Raw genomic sequence first — 22,228 nt, 5'->3', positions numbered from 1 at the left:
CTTGCTAATTGCTTAGAGTGGGGTTGGACGGCTTGAGTTCATCGTCGGCCTTCACCGCGACGAAGCGCGTGCCGTCGCGGTCGACCAGGAGGACCATGGTTCCCTGCGGCAAAGGTCCCGATGACGGCGCCGCGACCGCCGAGACGAAATGGCGGTTGCCGTGGATGTCGGCGACGCTGACGCGGCCGGGCGGCCCCTGGTCGAGCGGGCCAACGACGACCTCCCCGATGCGGCCGACCAGATCGCCGAGGCCGACGACGTAGCTTTCGTCCTTGGGAATGACCCGCGCGATGGTCCTGCTGGCGGCGCGCACAAGCGGAACCGACACCACGACGGCCCCGACCGAGGCGACCGTCGCCGGTAAGGGACCCGCAACCATTCGCGCGAGGTCCTGGATCAGGAATCCGGTGATGGAGAAGGCGCCGAGCAGCAGCAGCAGGAAGATCAACAGCGGCACGCCGCCGACATTGATCCAGGAGATGGCGTTGAGCACGCCGTTGTCGCTGGGGTGAGCAAAATCGATGTTGGTGCCCAGCATCTCGCTCAAGGAGGCCCCGATCAGCATCGAGATCACCTCGACCGAGCCGACGATGACGATCATGGCCGCCGCAATCGCGAACGGCCTGACCTCAGGCGCCATGACGTGTTCGAGCAGAGCGCTCATGACACCGCACTCAGCCGCCCGACTTCAACCGGGCCAGCCTCGCTGCAATTTCCTTGTCGCGATGGAGCGTGCTCAGCTCGTCGATGTCGCTCGAATAAGGAATTCCCGGCGGCACGCCGGTGGCCCGTGCCACTGCCCTGCCCGCCCGCAGCGCCTTCGCGGCAGCGGAGGTGCCGCCGGATTTCCGCGACGACGTCGATGTCTGTGGGCTGGCCTGTGCCTCGCTCTTTTCGAGATCGGCGCGGCGCTGCTCGGCATCCTGGAGCGCCGACAGCACCGCGCGGAGCGATGTGACGCATTGCTCGATCTTCTCGTTGTTCTCGTCGATTGCGCGAGAGAGCACCTCGAACTGCGCCTCCAGGTCCATTTGCCGCGCGATGCCGGCGCGGGCGAGATCATCGCGCCCGTCTGCGATCGCGGCCTCGATCTTGGCGGTCAGATCGGTCATCGCCCGCTCGATCTCGCTGCGGCGCGCGTTGAGGCGATATTCCTCGGCCCGGGCAGCGGCGAGCGCATCGCGCGCTTCGGTCTCGGCGCGCTCGATCTCGCGGATGGCCTGTCCGACCACCTTCAGCTTGTTCTTGCCCTCCGCCTGCTCGATCGCATCGTACGCGATCCCGGCAATCAGGCGCCCGACTCGGGACAGGAAATTGTCGGGAGCGGCAGCGATGGTATCCATGGCGTTCTCCTCCTCTGGCAGGCTGTTCGGCGTGACGCCGTAGTGAACTTCGAAACCGTCGTCGGTGCGGATGAGGCGCGCCGGCACGCTCTGTCCCCAGCCCTCGGCATAGCCGGCGTAGTCGAAGGGCACGCTGAAGCGCCCTTGCACGGTCGCAATCGAAATGGTGGCGGGCCCCTTAATCTTCGCTAGCTTGTCGTCGAGCGGCAGGCGGCGCCCTTGCGCGGCGCGATACTCCGCGCGGTCGCGCAGCCCCAACGTCACCAGCCGCGAAGGCAGCGCCGTCTGTTTGCGGATCGGCTCATAGGCATGGGCATGGAGCAGGACCACATTGGAACCCACATTGTGGATCCGCGCCACCTCGTCGAGGATTTCCATCATGCGGTCATAGGCCTGGAATGTCGCCTCGATGGCGGCCTTGGCGGCCGGGTCAGGGGCAAGCCGGTAACGCAGTGCGGACGGCGCGTTTCGAGGCGATTGGCTCATGGAAAGCACTAAAGCACCATTTTGGTGCTTTTGAAAGGGAAGCCTCGATCACGTTCTGCTGATCCATATGCACTCTGTCGGTTAGTCGCGACGACGAGGGCCTGCGTTCAAGGCGGCCGATCATCCCTAGCTCACGGCAGATCAAGACTTCCTGCTCGCAAAGGTTGCAATTTGAGATGAAATGCGGGGAGCGTTCGGTAGGCCGTCACTCTCTCGGCACGTCGTTGCGAGGAGCTCTTGCGACGAAGCAATCCAGACTGCTTCCGAGGAGGCCGTCTGGGTTGCTTCGCTGCGCTCGCAGTGACGGAGTCTGACGCGACACCTCTGTTCATCGACTCTCATTTCAGAACGCGGCGGCGGTTACGGATATCGCTTCGCTCAATCTAGGCCACGCGCCTAGACCGTCACGGCCGCCGGCACACCAGATCGATCTCGATCAGCGCATCATAGGCCAGGCCGGTGACGCCGACGCAGGTGCGGGCCGGCAGGCGATCCGGCGGAAAGTACGTCCGATAGGTCTCGTTCATCGCCGCATAGTCTTCCCTAAAGCGCGTGAGATAGATCCGCGTCATCACGACGTGCTCGAGGCCGAGGTCGAGGCCCGCAAGGACCACCTTCAAATTCTCCATCACGGCCTTCGTCTGCGCGACGATGCCCTCGGGCAGCACGCCCGGCGTCTGCGGCGTATCGGGCATCTGGCCGGTCACGAAGACGAAGCCGTCGGTCTCCACCGCGTGGCTGAAGGGCGCGACCGGCTTCGGTCCGCCGCTGATCATGTGGAATTTCACTTGGATGTCCTGGTTAAGATGCGTCCTGAAAGAGGCGCTTGCTGAGAATGGCGTGCACGCCCCAATTGCCGTCGACGACCTGTGTTACACCGAAATCGACCGCCGCCGACATCAGCGCGATCGCCTCGTCCTCGCTGAGGCCTTTGACGTTCATCAGAAAGCGCCGCATCTTGCGGAAAGCGTCTTTCATGGCGAGATCGAGCGAGGATTTTGCGTAGACCTCGCTCTGCCCCTGCGCGCCGAATTCCGCGAGATAGTTGGGGTGGCTGAAGCCGGTCAGCACCCAGTCGCTCTCGGTTTCGATCAGGGGATAGGAGAGATCGGCGAAGGGACGGCCGGCAAGTTCGGCTTTCTTGTGCAGGATCACCTCGAAGGTGCCGGTCATCGAGCATTCGATCGCGGTGCCGCTGAGCTCGCCGTCGCCCTGCGCTGCATGGGGATCGCCGACCGACAGCAGCGCGCCGGGGACCGAGACGGGGAGATAGACGGTTGCCCCCTTCCCCAGCCGCCAATTGTCGAGATTGCCGCCGAAGTAGGACGGCGGCACGGAATCGACGAAATCGAGCTCGCGCGGCGCCAGCGCGATGACGCCGAAATGCGGCCGCAGAGGAATCTTGATGCAGTCGAGCACGGCGTGCCGGCGCTTGATCGTACCAGGTGCGACGGGAACGCCGGGATAGTCGTAAGTGGCGTGCACCACGCCGAAGGGATCGGTCTGCGGCTCCCAGCGATAGGAATAGAGCGCGCGGGCGTGCGGCATCTCGGCCTCTTCGAAGATCTCATAGATGGTGACGGCTTCGCGCGGCTTGGGACCGCCGAGAAACTCGTTGTAGTGATAGCCCCACCACGCTGCGACAGAGGAGCCGAACACACGGCCCGCATGGCTCGGATTGCGGCTCGCCCGCGGCACGATGTCGAGGATGCGCACCTCCAGTACATCGCCGGGCTGGGCGTCCTTCACCGCGACAGGCCCGGTGCAGATGTGCACGCCAAACCCCTCGCCGGCACCGCGGCCGAACACGCTGGCATCCATCGGGCCGGCGCCGCGGCGGTCGACGTTCTTCTTGCTCCGTGTCCAGCCGAATACGCTTTCTGCGGCGCCATCGCCTGATATCATCAACTCGGGATCGTCGGAGGCGTGCTGCGTCAGCGTCTCGATGGTGATGGTATCGCCCGACGCGATCTCGATCTGCGGCGGCAGCGAGCGGCTGAAATAGCCCCAATGAACGCGGCTGGCCTCGACCGGGAGATGGTGATGACGGCGTTCGGTGGTGGTCGGCTCCCCGGCGCCGGCACAGGCGACGCTGCTGCGGGCCTCCACACTCTGATGCGCGCGCAATTGCGCCAGCGCCTCCTGCGGCCAGCCGCGTTGGCCGGCGACGCCATGTTGCACGGTCGCCCGCTCGGCCTCCTGCTGTCGGAACTCGCGCGGCGGCAGGCCGAAGCGATGGCGGAAGGCGCGGCTGAAATGCGCGGAGTCGCCAAAGCCATAGGCGTAGGCGATCTCCGAGATCGAGCGATGCGCCTCTGACGGACTGGACAGATCCGCCCAGGCGCGCTGGAGACGACGCTCGCGAACATAGTGGGTGAAATTGTCGCCAACCGTCTCGAACAGCTTTTGCAAATAACGTTCGGAAATGCCCTCGGCTTGCGCGACACGCGCGGGCACCAGATCGGGATCGTCGAGGCGACGCTCGATGGTCTGGCAGATCCGGTGCAGCAGCGCGGCCTGCGTCGCGCTCGCCCCGGCGTCGGACGTCGATGCCGCCAGTTGATGCGCGAGCGTCAGGAGAAGATCGACGAGCGACTGCGCAAGCAGATTCCATGACCGACGGGAACGATGCGGTGTCCGCCGACGGTTTTCAACACCATGCCATCCTCGACCGGCATCAGCGCGATCGGCAGGTCTTCGTTCGCTCGTGCCAGCGGACCGACGCTCTGCGCGCCCGCGGCCATGCGCGTCAGCGCAACGCCGGCGGTCTGGCGATGGGAGGCGGTAGCATGCCCGTCAAAGAAGGAATGGCCGCCTGCCGGCTGCAGGCCGACCGCCGCAAGCACGTCCCGCCAGGCTTCGGGCCGGTCGTCTTGCGCGTAGGACTCGCTCGTGAACGGGCGAAAGCTCATCGGATCGACCCAGATTGCAGTCGATCGAAGCAACCTCTGTGCCAGACGCACGCGGTCATCCGTCGCCGCGACGGGCCGCAAATGGTCTCCGCTTGTCACCTGCTCATCCCGAAAACCGGCTGCGTCTCAATGCATTAGTCGCACCGAAACATGTTCTTTCTGATCGTGCCGTGGACGCCCCAATTGGCATCGACCACCTGGGTGACGCCGAAATCGGCGCCGACCGACATCAGCGAGATCGCCTCGTCCTCGCTGAGGCCATGCACCGTCATCAGAAACCGGCGGAGTTTTCTGAACGCATCGCGCATCGCACGGTCGAGACTGGAGTGATTGGCAATCTCGGTTTGCGCATCAGCGCCGAGCGCGGCCAGATAATTCGGATAGGTGAAGCCGTAGAACGACCAGGCAAGGTCGGTCTCGAGCATGGGATGGTCGAGGCCTTCGAGGCTGGTGCCGCCGAGGTCGGCCTTCTTGTGCAGGATGAATTCGAAATCGCCGGTCAGCGAGGTCTCGATTGCGGTGCCGCCGAGCTCGCTATCGCCTTGCGCGGCATGGGGATCGCCGACCGAGAAATAGGCGCCGGGGACCGCGACCGGATAGAACATCCGCGCGCCCTTGCCGATGCGCCAGTCGTCGATATTGCCGCCGGTATAGCTCGGCGGGATCGAGCTGACGAAATCGGCTTCCGATGGCGCAAGGCCCATGGTGCCGAAATGCAGCCGCGCCGGCACCTTCACACTGGGAAGGATGTTCTCGCGCTTCCTGATGGTGGCATGGTCCACGCGCACGCCCGGATAGTCGATGGTCGGGTGCACGATGCCGTCGGGGTCGGTTTGCGGCGTCCAGACGTAATTGTAGACGGCCTTCGCATAGGGCTCGCCGGAGGTGTCGAGCTCGAAGATGGTGACGACCTCGCGCGGCTTCGGCTCCTCGATCAGGTCGTGATAGTGGAAGCCCCAGTTCGCCGCGACATTGGAGCCGAAGCAGCGGCCGGCATGACAGGCACTGCAGCTCGGCCGCGGCCTGATATCGAGGATGCGCACCTCCAGAATGTCGCCGGGCTCGGCGCCTTCGATCGCGACGGGGCCGGTGAGCAAGTGCACGCCGATCCCCTCGCCCGCGCCGCGGATGAACGGGCCTTTCGTCGGGCCCGAGCCGCGGCGCGCCACCGCCTTGTGCTCGCGCGTCCACTGGAACACGCTTTCGGCACCGGGGTCGCCCTGAATCATGCGCTCGTAATCGTCGTTGGCGTGATGGGTCAGCGTCTCGATCGTGGCCCGGTCTCCCGAGCGCAGCGTCAGGGCCGGCGTGACCGTTTTGGAGAAATAGCCCCAATGGACGGTCTTCGGCGAAACCGGCAGCGTGACATGCTTCATGGCGTGACCTCTTCGGGGATCTTGCACAGGGTGGAGAGAGGGCTCATCGCACCGTCTCCGGAGCCTTGTCGGCCTCCATCACGCTGAGGAAACGCGCCGTCAGCGGATTGCGTGGATTGGAGAGCACCTCGTGCGCCGGCCCCTCCTCGACGATGGTGCCACCGCTCAGGAAAGCGACACGGTCCGCGACCTCATCGGCAAAGCGGATCTGGTGCGTCGAGATGATCATGGTGAGGCCGTCGTCAATCGCGAGGCGGCGGATCACCTCCAGCACTTCATTGACGAGCTCCGGATCCAACGCCGAGGTCGGCTCGTCCAGCAGCAGCACGCTCGGATTGGGCGCCAGCGCGCGGGCGATGGCAACGCGCTGCTGCTGGCCGCCGGAGAGATGTCGCGGCAGCGCATCGGCACGGTGTGAGAGACCAACGCGGTCAAGCAGCTCGGCGGCGCGGCGGTCGGCGTCGATCCGGGTCATGCCGTGGACCCAGCGCAAGGGCCCGGCGATGTTCTCCTTCGCTGAGAGGTGAGCAAACAGGTTGAATTGCTGGAACACCATGCCGACGCCGACACTGGCCCGCTCGTTGGCGATGGCGCGCGGCGACAATGGCTTGCCATTCTCGCCGAAGCCGAGCCGCCGGCCGCCGACGCGCACTGTGCCGGCGTCCCAGTTCTCCAGATGGTTGATGCAGCGAAGCAGCGTGCTCTTGCCGGAGCCGCTGGGACCGAGCAACGCCACCACCTCGCCCACACGCACGGTCAAGTCGAGGCCGTTGAGCACCTTTTGCCCGCCGTAGCTCTTGGTGAGGTCCTTGGTCTCGACCGCGATATTGTTGCGCGCGATCGTCGCCGCGCGACGGGCGCGCTCCTCACGGGTCAAGGCCAGCGGCGGCGTATCGCCGGGCGCTGGCTGTGCAGGCTCCGGATCAGCGGCGGTCACGGCGGCAAGCTCGAACTTGGTGCCGAGGTCGACGCGGCGCCACGGCAGATAATCGGCGAGCTTGCGTTCGCGGCGTGTGGTTCGGTCGAGGTCGAGCCACCATTCGACGAGGAGCTGGATGACACTGATGGCCGTGGTCAGAACGAGATAGAGCAGCCCCGAGGCAAAGAAGATCGAAAAGAAGTCGAAGGTCGAAGATGCCAGCTGGGTCGAGCGCAAGGTCAGCTCCTGCACCGCGATAACAGACGCGAGCGAGGAGTTCTTCAACGCGCTCACCGCCTCATTGCCGAAGGCCGGAATCATCGTGCGGATCGCCTGTGGGGCGATGACCCTGCGCATCAGCACCGACGGCGTCATGCCGAGCGCCTGCCCCGCCGTCACCTGGCCGCGGTCGACGCCGAGCACGCCGGCGCGCAGCATCTCCGCAATGAACGGCGCCTCGTTGCAGGCGAGCGCAAGGCCTGCCGCCAGCACGGCCGGCAGCTTGATGCCCATATGCGGCAGCGCGTCGTAGGCGAAAACCATCTGGAGGATCAGCGGCGTGCCGCGGAAGATCACGGTATAGGCCCGGGCGATCGCCGCCAGCAGCCAGAAGCGCGACAGCTGCATGCCGGCGAGGATCAATCCGAGGATCAACCCGCCGCCGAGCCCGAGGGCGGTCACCTCGAGGGTGAGCTCGATGCCCGCGAGCAGATACGGCATGCTCAGGTAATGAAGGAACAGCGACATCAGTCGACAGTCATGAGAACGGGATCGGGTTTGGTCGAAGACGGGCGCCTCGAGGACAGGCCACCTCTCGAAGCGAAGCTTCGGCTACGTCGCATCGTTCGATGCGATCCGGATGAGAGGTTACGCCCTCTCACCCGGCGCTTCGCGCCGACCTCTCCCCGTCGGGGAGAAGTCGACCGCGCTCAGTCAGTCAGCCGTGAGAATTTCCGGCTCGATGAAGTTGTTCACATCGAGCCCATGCTTCTTCAGGAGCGCCATGTGCGTGCCCGCCTTCTGCACCTCGATCAGGGCAGCGAGCACGGCGTCACGAAATTTCGGCTTGCCCTTGGGAACAGCGATGCCGACCGAGTATGGGATCGTCACAGCGACCGCCTTCTCCAGCTTGTCCGGATAGGCTTTTACGGCGCTGTCGACGGTGTTGACGTCGTTGATGTAGGTGTCGGCGCGGCCGGCCAGAATCGCCTGAATGCAGTTGGCGTTGTTGTCGTAGAGCTGGATGGTCGGCTCCGGCTTGCCGGCCTTCTTGCACTCCGGGATCAGCGCCTGGATCAGGGGCACCTCGACATAGCCGGTATTTTCGGCAGCAGCGGCGCCGCACAGCGACAGGTTGATGCCGTTGATGCCCTTCGGGTTGCCCTTGGCGACCAGCACGCCATCGAACACCTTCGAGTAGGTGATGAAGTCGGCCGCCTTGGCGCGCTCCTTGGTGGCGTAGATGTCGGAGATCACGATGTCGGCCTGACCGGCGGCGAGCGTGGTCAGGAGCGCCGCGAACGTCACCGCCTTGTAGGTCAGCTTGAAGCCGAGACATTCGCCGATGGCTTCACCGAGATCGATGTCGAAGCCGATATACTTGCTGGGATCCTTGGGATCGATCGTCTCATAGCCCGGCGTGTGCGGGTTGATGGCATTGACGAGCGTCTTGCCCTTCCAGTCCGGATACTTTTCCTGAAGCGCGGCGCAGGCAGCGGGCGCTGCGGCCTCCGCGCTCAGCGGTGAGGCAACGACGAGACCGAAAGCAATGGCGGCGCCGAGCATGAGCTTGTACCGCGGCAATGATGCGCGCGCCATTCCCCGCCGCGCCTGGGGCCAAATCGACTTCTCCATCTCGCCAGTTCCTCCGAAATGTCATGGCGTCTGCCATGCTCCAGTGATCGGGGAGGAAGCGTGCGGGAGTGGGCGGTGAAAAGCTTGTCCGCGGGCGTACAAAAATTTGGACGGAGCGCGCCCGACATTTGGGCAAACGGTTGCCCAAAAACTGTCCGCGGACCGCGACGCAGGTGAGGGATTCCGAATTCGGGGGATTACGAAATGCTCTCGGCCGCAGCAGCGATCTGCCGGCCCGCTGAATCATTCGGTGAGCTCATTTGACGCAGATATGACGATTGGCGACCAAGATGCGATGAAGGTACGAAGCATCCACGTCCAGCATCCGCAGCAAATCCACAGCATATCCACAGGGTGCCTGTGACGGATTCGCGAGCCCCTGCGAGGGACTTGCTGCGCACAAGCCCACAAGCCGGGCCGTTCAGCCGCCCGCCTGGTCGAACACGGATCGGCAGGCCTCGCTGAGGCTCGCGCGGTTGCGGCGCAGGCAGGCCGTGATGGCGCGGACGTTGGGGATCTCGCCGGCGCAGAGCCGGTAGACGTCGGGGGTACAGGCCCGCCGCTGCTCCGCAGTTCCCTGTGCATGGGCCGCGGAGGCAAATAGCGTCAGGAATAGCCCGACCGTAGAGGCGCCCCGCGCCCGGCTCTTCACGCCCGCAAACCGCAAGAACCTCGCCTTCATGACCAGTCTCCCGCTCTGCCCTGCCCGCTCCGGCCTGCATTGGCCGGCATGGGACAAAGGGGTTACGAGAAATAAACCGCCGGGAACGTGATCTCCTTCACACCCGCTGCGCGGCGGCGGCACATAGGGTTGCCGCGGGGATTTTCAGGAATCGCTAACCATTCGGGTCCCGATCGCCGCATCGTTAAAATGCGAACGATCGGATCAATCCGGAAACAAACCGGCTTTGCGACATTGCGCCGTCCGCATTCTGCGAGGGTGTGATGAGCGAAGCCGAATTCAATTTGCTGCTGGATGCTGTCCGGGACGCCATGGTCTTTGAGGATTTCGCGCCCGTGCCGGTGGAGGACTACGTGCCCCGCTCGTGGAGCTTCGACGCGACGCCCAAGGCAGCCAACAAGGCTGCCAATGACAACGAGGGCGCCTGGCCCCTCCTGCCCTTTCCCGACGGCTGGTACGCGGCCTGCTGAGGCCGACTTGAAGTGAACCGATGCGTCCGCCTTGCGGGCGGTTCGGCATGACCGAGCGCCGGGGACCGGCGCAGCCTCGATCAAGTCTTGACGCGCTCCTCGCCCTGCTGCGGCGCCCGGTCGGGTGCAGCCGGCGGGAAGATGCTGTCATAGATCGCGCGCGCCTCGGCAATGAGGCGGGCCCGCTCCAGCTCGGATTTCGGGACAAATCGAACGACGTCGCCCACGTGCTCTCCAGCTCCAGGGTTTGGATGCGTCTCTTCGCAGATGCGAAGTCTATGCCAGAGGACCTGAATCGCACCTTTCCGCCAAGCCCCGGGCAAACCCGGTGGCTGGCGGGTACGTGCGGCTCGGCGGAACCGCGCATAGGCCAAAATTTTGCGGAAAATCAGAGGCTTGTGATGGAGGCCACGACCAGAATTGAACTGGTGTACACGGTTTTGCAGACCGTTGCGTAACCACTCCGCCACGTGGCCCCGTAAGGGCGGACCAATATAGGGGATCAATGGCTTAGGCAACCCCACGGCCCGCTTGTAGCACAGCGAAATGTCCAGCCGAAATCAGGCGCGCTTGCCGCGCCTGAAGTCGCGCCGGCGGCCCTTGGGCGCGGGCTTGGGTGCCAGTTCCGGCATCTCGGCCTGGACCTCGCGGTAGCGAGCCAGCATCCGTTCGAAACTGGCATGAAGCGTCTCGGCGAGATCAGGGCGCCGCTCGAGGCCGGCGAGGATCGTCGCGGCGGCTTCGATGGTCGAGAGGCCGTCGCGGCGCGGCTCCTTGCGCAAGCGCCCGTAGCGAGAGGGACGTGCCGGATTGAGGATCACGCGCTGGCATTTCAGCATCCAGGGATTGCGCCACCACAGCGCCTTGGCCTGGCTCCAGGTGCCGTCGAGCAGCACCACACCTTCGAGCTTGCCGAGGATCGCGCGCTGGTTCTCCGCGACCTCGCCCTTGCGGTTGAGTGCGACGATCTCACCTTCGGCATCGAGATCGGCCGCGCGTGCCGAGCCGAGATAGAGCACCGCCCAGTGCGAAGCATTCTCGACCGGCCGTCCCAGCGCCTTGGACAGGCTCGGCCAGGACAGGCCGACCCGCACCGTGGCATCGGCAAAATGCCTGGCCAGCAGCCGCGCCGTGCCGAGTGCCCTGTCCTGCTCCTGCGGATGCTGCAGGATCAGGAGCGAGAGCCGGTTCTCGATCGGCGTGACGCTGTCGCAAATGCACAGCGGCATCGGCTTCTGGCAATGCGGGCATTCGGGGATCGGCTCGGCCAGCGCGGCGGCAGTCTTGGGCGGATTGGACATGGTCGCCGCTATACGCTTCGCGCGGCGCTGCAACAACCTATTCCGCCGGTGCCGCCAGCGGACGCGGCTCGGATCGCCGCCGCAGGCGGTCGATCAGCAGGTAGATCACGGGCGTCGTGTACAGCGTCAGGATCTGCGAGACGAACAGGCCGCCGATGATGGTGATGCCGAGCGGCCGGCGCAGCTCCGTGCCGGGGCCGGTCGCAATCACCAGCGGAATGCCGGCGAACAGCGCCGCCATGGTCGTCATCAGGATCGGGCGGAAGCGCGCCTGGCAGGCCTCGAAGATCGCCTCGGCCGAGGACAGCCCGCGCTGGCGCTCGGCATCGAGCGCGAAGTCGACCATCATGATGCCGTTCTTCTTGACGATGCCGATCAAGAGGATGATGCCGACGAAGGCGATCACCGTCAGCGGCGTGTTGCTGAGCTGCAAGGCCAGCAGCGCACCTAAGCCGGCCGAGGGCAGCGTCGAGATGATCGTGAGCGGATGGGCGAGGCTCTCGTAGAGCACCCCGAGCACGATATACATCGCGACCAGAGCGCCGAGGATCAGGAGCGGCTGGCGACCGCTGGTCCTGGCGAAATCGCCGGCATTGCCGTCGAAGCTGCCGCGAATGCCTTCGGGCATGTGCAACTCGTCGACCGCGCGCTGGATGTTCTGGGTCGCCGCCTGAAGCGGCACGTCCGGCATCAGGTTGAAGGACACCGTGGTCGATGGGAACGACTGCGAATGATAGACGGCGAGCGCAGCGAGCCCGCGCGTCGCGCGCACCACGGCCGACAGCGGCACCTGCGCATCTCCCGCGCCGGCGACGTAGATGCGATCGAGATTGGAGGGGTCGACCTGGAACTTCGGGTCGATCTCCAGCACGGTCATGTACTGGTTCCGCTGGGTGTAGATGATCGAGATCTGCCGCTGTGCGAAAGCGTTGTTCAGCGCGTTGTCGATGTCCTGGACCTTGACGCCGAGCGCGGACGCCTTCTGGCGGTCGATGGCGAGCGTCAGCTGCAGCCCGCCAGGATCGCGATCGCTGGAGATGTCGGTGATGCCCTCCACGCTCTCCAGGCGCTTGGCCACGATCGGCGCCCATTTCTGCAACAGGCCGAGATCGGTGCTGGTGAGCGTATATTGGTAGTCGGAATCGCTCTGACGCCCGCCGGCCCGCACGTCCTGGGCAGCGAACATGAAGAGGCGGATGCCGGGCACGGGATATAGTGCGCGCCTGAGCCGTTCGATCACGACCTCAGTCGACACGTGGCCACGTTCCTCCGGCGGCTTCAGGCTGATGAACATGGTGCCGCGGTTCGAGGTCGCCGGACCCGGGCCCCCGCTGCCGACCGTCGAGCCGATGCCGGCCACGGCGGGATCCTTCATCACGATCTCGGCGAGCCGCTGCTGCAGGCCGAGCATCGACTGGAACGAGGTGTCCGCCGAGGCGCGCGTCGCGCCGATGATGAAGCCGGAATCGTCCGTGGGGAAGTAGCCTTTGGGGACCTTGATGTAGAGCGTCACCGTGAGCGCGATGGTGGCGAAGAACACCAGCAGCGTCAGCAGCGGGAATTCCAGCACGGTGCGCAGGGTGCGGGCGTAGAACACGATGGTGCGCGACAGCGCGCCTTCGATGATGCGGTCGAACAGCGTTGCCGTGCCGGAGGTGGCCTGCCTGATGTAATGGGCGCAGATCATCGGCGTGACCGTCAGCGACACCAGCGTCGAGACCAGGATGGCGAAGGTCAGCGTCAGCGAGAATTCGCGCAGGAGCCGACCGACGACGCCGTCCATGAAGATCAGCGGGGTGAAGGCCGCGATCAGCGACAGGCTGATCGAGACCACAGTGAAGCCGATCTGCTTGGCGCCCTCCTGCGCCGCCCGGAGCGGCCGCATGCCTTGCTCGAGGTTGCGGAACATGTTCTCGATCATGACGATGGCGTCGTCGACGACGAAGCCGACGGAGATGGCGAGCGCCATCAGCGACAGGTTGTCGATGGAGAAGCCCGCGACCCACATGCCGGCGCAAGTGCCGGCGAGTGCCAGCGGCACCGAGATGCCGGCCGCGATGGTCGGCGTCAGCCGCCGCAGGAACACGAACACGACGACCATCACCAGGACGGACGTTGCCAGCAGCGTCCATTGCATGTCCAGCACGCTGGCGCGGATCGTGCCGGTCCGATCGACCAGGGTGGAGATCTCTACACCGGCCGGAATCCACTGCTTCAGCTCGGGGATCAGCGCCTTGACCCGGTCGACGGTGTCGATGACGTTGGCATCGCCCTGCTTGGTGATCTGGATCAGAACCGCCGGCTGCCTGTTGAACCAGGCTATCGAGCGGACGTTGCGGACGGAATCCTCGATGTCGGCGACATCCGACAGCCGCACCAAATTATTGCCCGAGCTCTTGATGACGATGTCGCGGAACTCCTTCGCCGTGCGCATCTGCTTGTTCAGCGACAGCGTCTCGCTCTGGCGCTCGCCTTCGAAGATGCCGACGGGGCCGAGCGCGTTGGCGGCGATGATCGCGGTTCGCACGTCGTCAGTGGCGATTCCAGCATTGGACAGCGCAACCGGGTTGAGCTGCACGCGCACGGCCGGCTGGTCGGCGCCGGAGATCGACACGTTGCCGACGCCCGGCACCTGCGAGATGCGTTGCGCCAACACGCTATCCGCGACGTCGTAGATCGCCGACGGAGAGATCGTCTTGGAGGTCAACGCCAGCACGAAGATGGGTGCACCGGCCGTGTTTGCCTTGCGGAAACGCGGCAGCGTCGGCAAGTCGCTCGGCAGGTCGACCATCGCGGCGTTGATGGCCGCCTGCACGTCGCGCGCGGCCTTGTCGATGTTGCGGCCGATGTCGAACTGAAGCTGGATGCTGGTCGTGCCGAGGCTCGAGGTCGAGGTGATCTGGTTGATGCCGGCGATCTCTCCTAACCGCCGCTCAAGTGGCGACGCCACCGTCGCCGCCATCACGGACGGATCGGCGCCGGGCCGGCTGGCGGAGACGAAGATGGCGGGAAAGTCGACGTTCGGGACCGAGGCGACCGGCAGGAACCGGTAGGCGACGACACCCAGCAGGAACAGCCCGATCGACAGCAGCGTGGTCGCGACCGGACGGCGGATGAACGGCTCCGAGATCGATGCCATCACTGCATCCCCTCGGTCGCGCCGGCGACCGGCGGGCCGCCGGATCCAGCCGGCGGCAGTGCCTGCTCGAACCGGCGGTTGATGCGGTCGAGCGCCAGGTAGATCACGGGCGTCGTGTAAAGTGTCAGGAGCTGGCTGAGCAGCAGGCCGCCGATGATGGAGATGCCGAGCGGAAAGCGCAGCTCGGCGCCGGTGCCGCTTTCGATCGCGAGCGGCAGCGCCCCGAACAGCGCCGCCAGCGTCGTCATCATGATCGGACGGAAGCGCAACAGACAGGCCTGCACGATGGCTTCACTGGGCGACATGCCCCGCCCGCGCTCGGCCTCGAGCGCAAAGTCGATCATCATGATCGCGTTCTTCTTGACGATGCCCATCAAGAGGATGATGCCAATCAGGCCGATCACCGAGAGGTCCTGTCCGCACAGCATCAGCGCCAGGATGGCGCCGACGCCGGCCGAGGGCAACGTCGACAGGATCGTGATCGGATGGATATAGCTCTCGTAGAGCACCCCTAACACGATGTAGATCGTGATGACGGCGGCGAGCAGCAGCCAGGGCTGGCCGGCGAGTGCCTTGGCGAATTCGGCGGCGTCGCCGGCATAGACGCCGACGATACTGCCCGGCATGCCGATGCGGGTCTCGATCACCTTTACGGCTTCGACGGCATCGCCGAGCGCCGCGCCCGGCGCCAGGTTGAAGCTGAGCGACACCGACGGGAATTGCGCCTGATGCGAGATCGCGAGCGGCGCCGTGGTCCGCTTCAGCGTCGCCACGGCCGACAGCGGCACCTGGGCATTGGGCGCGCCCGCGGTGGCGCTCGCGGCACCCGGCAGATAGAGCTTCGACAGGATCGAGGGATCGCGCTGATACATCGGCAGCGCCTCCAGCACCACCCGATACTGGTTGGCCTGACCGTAGATGGTCGAGATCTGCCGCTGCGCGAAGGCGTCGTTCAGCGTGTCGGTGATTGCTTGCAGGCTCACGCCGAGCTGGCCGGCGCGCGTACGGTCGACATCGAGCTGCGCCCGCAGGCCGCCCTCCTGCGCCTCGGAGGAGACGTCCCGGAACAAGGGATCGCGCCGCATCTCCGCAACCAGCTTGCGCGCCCATTCCGAGACCAGCGTCGCATCGGTGCCGGTCAGCGTGTACTGGTATTGCGAGCGGCTCGACTGGGTCGAGATCTGCACGTCCTGCACCGGCTGGAAATAGACGGTCATGCCGGGGATGCCGGAGACCCGCTCCTTCAACCGGGTCACGACCACGCTGACATCGTCGCGGCGCTCGCCGCGCGGCCGCAAGCTCATGACGAGGCGGCCGACATTGGTGGTCGGGTTGACGGAGCCCGCACCGATCACCGAGACCACGCCGACCACATCAGGGTCGGCTCGGATGGCCTCGGCCGCCTCGGCCTGCCGCCTCTTCATCTCCGCAAACGACACGTCCGGCCCCGCCTCCGTCACCGCGGTGATCGAGGCGGTGTCCTGCAGCGGCAGGAAGCCCTTGGGCGCGACGACATAGAGCACCAGGGTCGCGATCAGCGTAACGAAGGTCACGACCAGCGTGGCGCGCTGGCGCTCCAGCACCCACAACAGCGATCCGTGATAGGCGTCGACCGTGCGGTCGATGAAGCGGCTGATCGCGGCCAGTCCCGGCACGGCCAGCTCCTCGTGCGCGTGCTTGAGCAGCCGCGAGCACATCATCGGCGTCAGCGTCAGCGAGACCACCGCCGAGGTCACGACCGCAATCGTCAAGGTCAGCGCGAATTCGCGGAACATGCGCCCGACCAGGCCCGACATGAACAGGAGCGGGATGAAGACCGCAATCAGCGACACCGTCAGCGAGATCACGGTGAAGCCGATCTCGCTGGCGCCCTTGCGCGAGGCCTCCATCGCGCCGTCGCCATTTTCCATGTGGCGCACGATGTTCTCGATCATCACGATGGCATCGTCGACGACGAATCCGGTGCCGATCGTGAGCGCCATCAGCGACAGATTGTCGAGGCTGAAGCCGGCAAAATACATGATGCCGAAGCTCGTGATCAGCGACAGCGGCAGCGCGACGCCGGCGATCACGGTCGCGCGCAACGAACGCAGGAACAGCAGCACCACCAGCGTCACCAGCACGACGGCAAGGACCAGAGTGAATTGTACGTCGCGCACCGAGGCGCGGATGGTGACGGTGCGATCGGAGACGATGGTGAGATTCACGCCGGCCGGGATCGCGCGCTGCAGTTTCGGGATCTCGGCGCGGATCTGGCTGACGACGTCGATGACGTTGGCGCCGGGCTGGCGCTGGATGTCGAGGATGACCGCCGGCGTGCCCTGGTACCAGCCGCCAGTGCGGTCGTTCTCGAGGCCGTCGACGATCTGGGCGACGTCGGCAATGGTCACCGGCGAACCGTTGCGATAGGCGATGATGACGGGCTTGTAGGCTTCGGCCGCCGCGATCTGGTCGTTGGCGGCGATGATGTAGGATTGCTGCGCTCCGTCGAGCGAGCCTTTCGGCCCCGAGACATTGGCATTGGCGATCGCGGTGCGCAGATCTTCCATCGCGATGCCGTAGGCTGCAAGGCGCGCCAGATCGGCCTGGATGCGCACGGCCGGCTTCAGCCCGCCCAGCACGGACACGCGCCCGACGCCGGAGATCTGGCTCAAACGTTGCGCCAGAATGGTGTCGGCGATGTCGCTCATCACCCGCAGCGAGATCGTGTCCGAGCGCAGCGCCAGCGTCATCACCGGCGCATCCGCCGGGTTCACCTTGGCGTAGGTCGGCGGGTAAGGCAGCGTCCTCGGCAGCACGCCCGCGGCGGCATTGATCGCGGCCTGCACGTCCTGCGTCGCCCCGTCTATGTCGCGGTTGAGCTCGAACTGCAGCGAGATCTGGCTGACGCCGAACGAGCTCGTCGAGTTCATCGCCGAGAGCGACGGGATCTGCCCGAGCTGCCGCTCCAGCGGCGCGGTGATCAGCGAGGCGATCACGTCCGGACTCGCGCCCGGCAGCTGCGTCGTCACCTGCACGGTCGGGAAATCGACCTGCGGCAGCGCCGAGACCGGGAGTGCGAAATAGCCGAGCAGCCCGCCGATCAGAAGCGCGATGCCGAGCAGCGAGGTCGCGATCGGCCGGCGGATGAAGGGTTCGGAGACACCCATGGGTTATGCCTGCCGCTTCAAGCGGCTGTTGTCGGGATCATGGCTGCTTGGCTCCACTTTCCGATGCCCCCGGCCCCGGCGCCGGTCCCGTCTGCCCCTTCTGGTCGCCTTCGCTGCTCTTGCGCTTGGCGCGCAACTCGCCGTCCTTGGCTTGGCTGTCCTTCTGCCCGTCCTTCTGGCCTTCGTTGGCACCATCCTTCTTCTGGGCGTCCGGTGCGCGCGAGCGCTTGCGTGGGGCAAGATCGGCCGACGGAGTCTGGTCATCGCGGCCGACGATCACCTTGGAGCCGTCGGACAGATTTGCGAAGCCCGTGGTGACCACCCTCTCGCTCGCCGACAGGCCGCTGGCGATCACGGCGTCATGCTCGTTCTGCTGGGTCACCGTCACGGGCTTGGCCGAGACAATGTTGTCCGCGCCGATGACGTAGCTGAAAGTGCCGATCGGGCCACGCTGCACCGCAGAGGTCGGCACCACCAGCGCCTGCGTCAAGGTCTCGACCTTGAGGCGGACATTGACGAACTGGCCCGGCCAGAGCTGGTAATTGGCATTGGGGAATTCGGCCTTGAGCTTGAGCGTGCCGGTGGTCTGGTCGACCTGGTTGTCGATGCCGGTGAGCTTGCCGGTATCGATCACCGTGATGCCGTCATTGCCGAACACGTCGACCGCGAGCGGCCCCTTCGCTGCCGCCGCGTTGACGCGCATGATCTGCTGTTGCGGCAGGCTGAACCACACCGCGATCGGCTGCAATTGCGTGATCACCACGAGGCCCGTGGTGTCGGAGGCATGGATGATGTTGCCCTGGTCGACCAGGCGCAGGCCGACGCGGCCCGAGATCGGCGCCACGATCTTGGTGTAGCTCAGCGTCGCCGCCGCGTTGTCGATCGCAGCCTGGTCGGCCTTGACCAGCGCCTCGGTCTGCGCGACCAACGCACGCTGGGTGTCGGCCTGCTGCTTGGAGCCGGCGTTGGAGGCCGCGAGCTGCTCGTAGCGCGCGAGGTCGATGCGTTGGTTGGCGAGCTGGGCCTGATCCTGCGCCTTCTTGGCAACCGCCTGGTCGTACTGAGCCTGATAGATCGCCGGATCGATTTCGCCGAGCACGTCGCCCTTCTTGACGTCCTGGCCTTCCGTGAAGTTGACCGCGATCAGCTTGCCGTCGACCTGCGAGCGCACGGTTACGGTGTTGAGCGCGCGGATCGCGCCGACGCCGTCGAGATAAACCGGCACGTCCTGGATGCGCGGGCTCGCCGCCAGCACCGGCACCGGTAGATCGGGGCGCTGATTGCGGTTGTTCGCCTGCTGCTGCTGCATTGCAATCCAGCCGACGTAACCAAGGCCGCCAAGGATCGCGAGCGTGATCAGGGTCATGACGAAGCTGCGGCCGCGCGATCGCTTCGCTGTCCCCTCTCGCGCGCCTTGCTTGGTGTCCGGCTTAAAGAGCATTGACCGGTTTCTCCATTCGCGGCTCCCAGCCTCCGCCGAGCGCCTGGTACAGGCTGACGATGGCCAGAAGCCGTGCGAGTTGGGCCTGCCACAACGCGTCTTCCGCCTGGAACAGGGTCAGTTGGGTGTTGAGCACTGTGACGATGTCGGCGGTGCCGGCACGCAATTGCTGCTCGGAAAGATCGAAGGCGCGACGCGAGGCGGCGACGACGTCGCGCTGCAATTGCAGCCTGATCGTGGTCTGCTTGATCGAGAACAGGGCGTTGTCGACGTCGGCAAAGGCCTGGACGATGGTCTTGCGATAGGTTTGCAGCAGCTCGTCCTGCCGCGCCTTGGCCAACTCGAAATTGCCGAGGATCCTGCCGCCGTCGAAGATCGGCTGTGTCGCGCTGCCGACGAGCTGGAAGAAGGCCGCATGCGGCTGGAAAAGCGAGACCAGCGCCGAGCTCTGGTAGCCGCCATTGCCGGTGAGCTGGATGGTCGGAAAGAACTGTGCGCGGGCATTGCCGATGTTGGCGGTGGCCGAGGCGAGCTGCGCCTCCTGTCGGCGGATGTCCGGCCGCTGCGTCAGGAGCTCCGAAGGCAGGCCGGGCGTCACGCGCGGGATCGCGATCCGGTCCAGAGAGCCGCCGTGCACGCGCACGCTCTCCGGCGGTCGCGACACCAGCACGGCGAGCGCGTTGACGTTCTGGTCCAGCGTCTGGCGCAACGGCGGCACCAGCGCCTTCTGGTTCGCCAGCACGCTCTCCTGCTGGGCGACGTCGAGATCGGTGCCGGTGCCGGCCCTGCGGCGCTCCCTGACCGCATCGAGGATGCGCTGCGCGCTCGCGATGTTGCGCTGTGAGGTCCTGATGCGGTCCTGCGAGGCCAGCACCTGGAAATAGGCGTTGGCGACGGCGGCGAGCGTGGTCAGCGCGACCGTGTCGCGATCGAAACGGTTGGCGTTCGCCGTCTCCTCTGCCGATTGCAGCGCGTCGCGGTTCTGGCCCCAGAAATCGAGCTGATAGCTCGCGCTCAGCGAGGCCGAATAATTGACGACCTCGCGCCCGCCGATGGACAGCCCCGAAGCGCTCGAGCCGGATGTGCGTGAATAGGATTCCGATCCGGCTGTCGAGACACTCGGCAGCAGCGCCGCGCCGGCCTGTCGCGCCTGCGCGTCAGCCTGAACAATGCGCGCCACGGCTGCGGCAATGTCGAGATTGACGGTCTGCGCCTCCTCCATCAGTTGCGTCAGCTCCGCGGAGCGGAAGCCGCGCCACCAATCGAGCGACGGCGGCGCATCGCCCTTGCCGGCATATTTGTAGTGCGCGGGAACGTCGAGCGCGGGATCGGGAAGATCCTGGGTCAGCACGCAAGCCCCCGAAGCCGCGGCGAGGCACAGCACCGCAGTCCATCGCGCCGCGCGCAGCGTTCGGAGTGCAGAACCGCGAGACCGCCGCGAGGCGACCACTGGAACTTGCTGTGTCACATCCACCCCCCGCCGGGCAGATCAAGCCGCCGCAACGCTGCCGGATTAACCGATTCGCGGCAGGGTGGTCGGGAGGCTTTGGACGACGCGCTCACAGTGATGATGCTTTCTGCGGAACCTGAGCTTCATACTAGCCGGGCGCGGAACGGCGGGACAGTGCCGCAATTGCGAGATGCCCGTGCCAACGAGGCGGGAGCGAACTGACAAGAATGCGAAAAGCGGCTGTCTCGCAGAGACTTTCTTCATTGCGAAACATTGGGAAAACGTAAGCAAGCTTACCAAGATTTCATGTGATATCGCGGCCACACCCGTTGCTGCAGGGTTCGCTTCGCCTCTCCCGCTGCGGCGGCTGAGGTTCTTACCACCGAGGGACAACCGCATTTCTAGATAATCCCCGCGAACAGGACACGCGCCCTGTCGCGACCCGTTTCGCCCGTGGCAAGAATTGATCGCAACAACGTTGATCGGGAGCGCAATCGTTTCGTACACGGGCCGGGGTTGGGCCATTTCCTACTGCAGGCATATCACTGTTTCCGCGGGCGTTTCGGTCGGGTTCGCCGCAGCGCAAAAGCCTTCCCCTTTGGCCTCCCAAGCACTAGGTTCGGGCCAAAGCCGATCAACCCCTTGGTAGTGATTTTCCCCGACATGACCATTCGCAACGACGTTGTCGAAGCCATCGGCAACACCCCCCTGATCAAGCTCAAGCAGGCTTCGGAATTGACCGGCTGCACCATCCTGGGCAAGGCCGAGTTCATGAATCCCGGTCAGTCGGTGAAGGACCGCGCCGGGAAATGGATGATCCTGGAGGCCGAGAAGCGCGGCGAGCTGAAGCCCGGCGGGCTGGTGGTGGAAGCGACCGCCGGCAATACCGGTATCGGTCTTGCCGTGGTTGCGAGCGCGCGCGGCTACCGCACCCTGATCGTGATCCCGGAGACGCAGAGCCAGGAGAAGAAGGATTTCCTGAAGCTTTGCGGTGCCGAGCTGATCGAGGTGCCGGCCCTTCCCTACGCCAACCCCAACAACTACCAGCATGTCGGCCGGCGGCTCGCCGACGAGCTGCGCAAGACCGAGCCCAATGGCGTGCTGTTCGCCGACCAATGGAACAACCTGGACAACGCCAAGGCACATTACGAATCCACGGGGCCTGAGATCTGGGAGCAGACCGGCGGCAAGGTCGACGGCTTCGTCTGCTCGGTCGGCAGCGGCGGCACGCTGGCCGGCGTCAGCCGCTATTTGAAGGAGAAGAACAAGAACATCCGCATCGCCTGCGCCGATCCGCATGGCGCCGGCATGTACGAATATTTCAGGACCGGCGATCCCAAGGCGACGCCGGGCGGCTCGATCACGGAGGGCATCGGCCTCAACCGCGCCACTGCGATCGTCGAAACTGCCAAGGTCGACGATGCCTATCTCATTCCCGACACCGACGCCGTCAGTGCGATCTACGAGCTGCTCCAGCACGAAGGTCTGTGCCTCGGCGGCTCGACGGGCATCAATGTCGTCGGCGCGATGCGGCTTGCGAAGCAGCTCGGGCCCGGCAAGACGATCGTCACCGTGCTGTGCGATTCCGGCAGCCGCTATCTGTCGAAGCTGTTCAATGCCGACTTCATGCGCGCCAAGAACCTGCCGGTGCCGGAATGGCTGGAGAAGCGCAGCAACATCAAGCCGCCCTTCGTCTGATCGTCACG

At 65.4% G+C, this 22,228-nt stretch carries 15 protein-coding genes, 1 tRNA gene and 1 pseudogene; 2 read left to right on the top strand and 15 right to left on the bottom strand.

All coding sequences use genetic code 11. The features are described 5' to 3' along the window. Positions 1-4 precede the first annotated feature (4 nt). The 8 genes and pseudogenes from I6F33_RS08445 to I6F33_RS08410 form a co-directional block, all read right to left on the bottom strand. Positions 5-664 carry an OB-fold-containig protein gene (locus I6F33_RS08445; RefSeq protein WP_109143809.1) on the bottom strand — a complete coding sequence of 220 codons (660 nt, stop codon included), beginning with the start codon at positions 662-664 and terminating at the stop codon, positions 5-7. A 10-nt stretch (positions 665-674) separates the two neighbouring features. Then, positions 675-1,838 carry a PspA/IM30 family protein gene (locus I6F33_RS08440; RefSeq protein ID WP_109143810.1) on the bottom strand — a complete coding sequence of 388 codons (1,164 nt, stop codon included), beginning with the start codon at positions 1,836-1,838 and terminating at the stop codon, positions 675-677. Positions 1,839-2,233: 395 nt separating this feature from the next. Continuing rightward, entirely contained in the window at positions 2,234-2,617 is a 384-nt protein-coding gene (locus I6F33_RS08435; protein ID WP_035999503.1) for a RidA family protein, read from the bottom strand. Positions 2,618-2,630: 13 nt separating this feature from the next. Next, a pseudogene (locus tag I6F33_RS08430) lies at positions 2,631-4,741 on the bottom strand (acetamidase/formamidase family protein). Positions 4,742-4,875: 134 nt separating this feature from the next. Beyond that, entirely contained in the window at positions 4,876-6,117 is a 1,242-nt protein-coding gene (locus tag I6F33_RS08425) for an acetamidase/formamidase family protein (RefSeq protein ID WP_225125446.1), read from the bottom strand. 43 nt (positions 6,118-6,160) lie between these two features. Then, positions 6,161-7,783, bottom strand: a complete 1,623-nt coding sequence (locus tag I6F33_RS08420) for an amino acid ABC transporter permease/ATP-binding protein (RefSeq protein ID WP_225141915.1) — start codon at positions 7,781-7,783, stop codon at positions 6,161-6,163. A gap of 186 nt (positions 7,784-7,969) precedes the next feature. Continuing rightward, the gene (locus tag I6F33_RS08415) at positions 7,970-8,890 is read right to left on the bottom strand and encodes an ABC transporter substrate-binding protein (RefSeq protein WP_225141913.1); all 921 of its coding nucleotides are present in this window, start codon (positions 8,888-8,890) and stop codon (positions 7,970-7,972) included. Between the two features lie 421 nt (positions 8,891-9,311). Next, a complete protein-coding gene (locus I6F33_RS08410) occupies positions 9,312-9,572 on the bottom strand; it encodes a hypothetical protein (protein ID WP_025036239.1) in 261 nt (86 codons plus the stop codon). Positions 9,573-9,835: 263 nt separating this feature from the next. Between I6F33_RS08410 and I6F33_RS08405 the strand changes: the two genes are divergently transcribed. Continuing rightward, a complete protein-coding gene (locus tag I6F33_RS08405; RefSeq protein WP_225112836.1) occupies positions 9,836-10,042 on the top strand; it encodes a hypothetical protein in 207 nt (68 codons plus the stop codon). A gap of 80 nt (positions 10,043-10,122) precedes the next feature. Here I6F33_RS08405 and I6F33_RS08400 read toward each other — a convergent pair whose 3' ends face one another. The 7 genes from I6F33_RS08400 to I6F33_RS08370 form a co-directional block, all read right to left on the bottom strand. Continuing rightward, positions 10,123-10,269 (bottom strand): hypothetical protein, encoded by a 147-nt coding sequence (locus I6F33_RS08400; RefSeq protein ID WP_167361661.1) that lies wholly within the window; start codon positions 10,267-10,269, stop codon positions 10,123-10,125. Positions 10,270-10,444: 175 nt separating this feature from the next. Then, positions 10,445-10,518: transfer RNA gene (locus I6F33_RS08395), tRNA-Cys, on the bottom strand. Between the two features lie 84 nt (positions 10,519-10,602). After that, positions 10,603-11,343, bottom strand: coding sequence for a tRNA-uridine aminocarboxypropyltransferase (locus I6F33_RS08390; protein WP_225128772.1), 741 nt, complete (start codon positions 11,341-11,343; stop codon positions 10,603-10,605). A gap of 37 nt (positions 11,344-11,380) precedes the next feature. Continuing rightward, positions 11,381-14,482, bottom strand: a complete 3,102-nt coding sequence (locus tag I6F33_RS08385; RefSeq protein ID WP_225141911.1) for an efflux RND transporter permease subunit — start codon at positions 14,480-14,482, stop codon at positions 11,381-11,383. After that, positions 14,482-17,631 carry an efflux RND transporter permease subunit gene (locus I6F33_RS08380; protein WP_225112833.1) on the bottom strand — a complete coding sequence of 1,050 codons (3,150 nt, stop codon included), beginning with the start codon at positions 17,629-17,631 and terminating at the stop codon, positions 14,482-14,484. The genes I6F33_RS08385 and I6F33_RS08380 overlap by 1 nt, the downstream gene beginning before the upstream one ends. Before the next feature lie 37 nt (positions 17,632-17,668). Next, a complete protein-coding gene (locus I6F33_RS08375) occupies positions 17,669-19,072 on the bottom strand; it encodes an efflux RND transporter periplasmic adaptor subunit (RefSeq protein ID WP_225141909.1) in 1,404 nt (467 codons plus the stop codon). After that, on the bottom strand, positions 19,062-20,546 hold the full coding sequence (locus I6F33_RS08370) for an efflux transporter outer membrane subunit (protein WP_225140792.1): 1,485 nt from the start codon (positions 20,544-20,546) through the stop codon (positions 19,062-19,064). The genes I6F33_RS08375 and I6F33_RS08370 overlap by 11 nt, the downstream gene beginning before the upstream one ends. A 639-nt stretch (positions 20,547-21,185) precedes the next feature. Here I6F33_RS08370 and I6F33_RS08365 point away from each other — a divergent pair. Beyond that, positions 21,186-22,220 carry a cysteine synthase A gene (locus I6F33_RS08365; protein WP_035999544.1) on the top strand — a complete coding sequence of 345 codons (1,035 nt, stop codon included), beginning with the start codon at positions 21,186-21,188 and terminating at the stop codon, positions 22,218-22,220. Positions 22,221-22,228 lie beyond the last annotated feature (8 nt).

The sequence above is a fragment of the Bradyrhizobium sp. BRP20 genome (genome assembly GCF_020194215.1).
Taxonomy (GTDB): domain Bacteria; phylum Pseudomonadota; class Alphaproteobacteria; order Rhizobiales; family Xanthobacteraceae; genus Bradyrhizobium; species Bradyrhizobium yuanmingense.
Note: the sequence above shows the minus strand (reverse complement) of the source record. Positions and strands in the feature narration are given on the sequence as shown.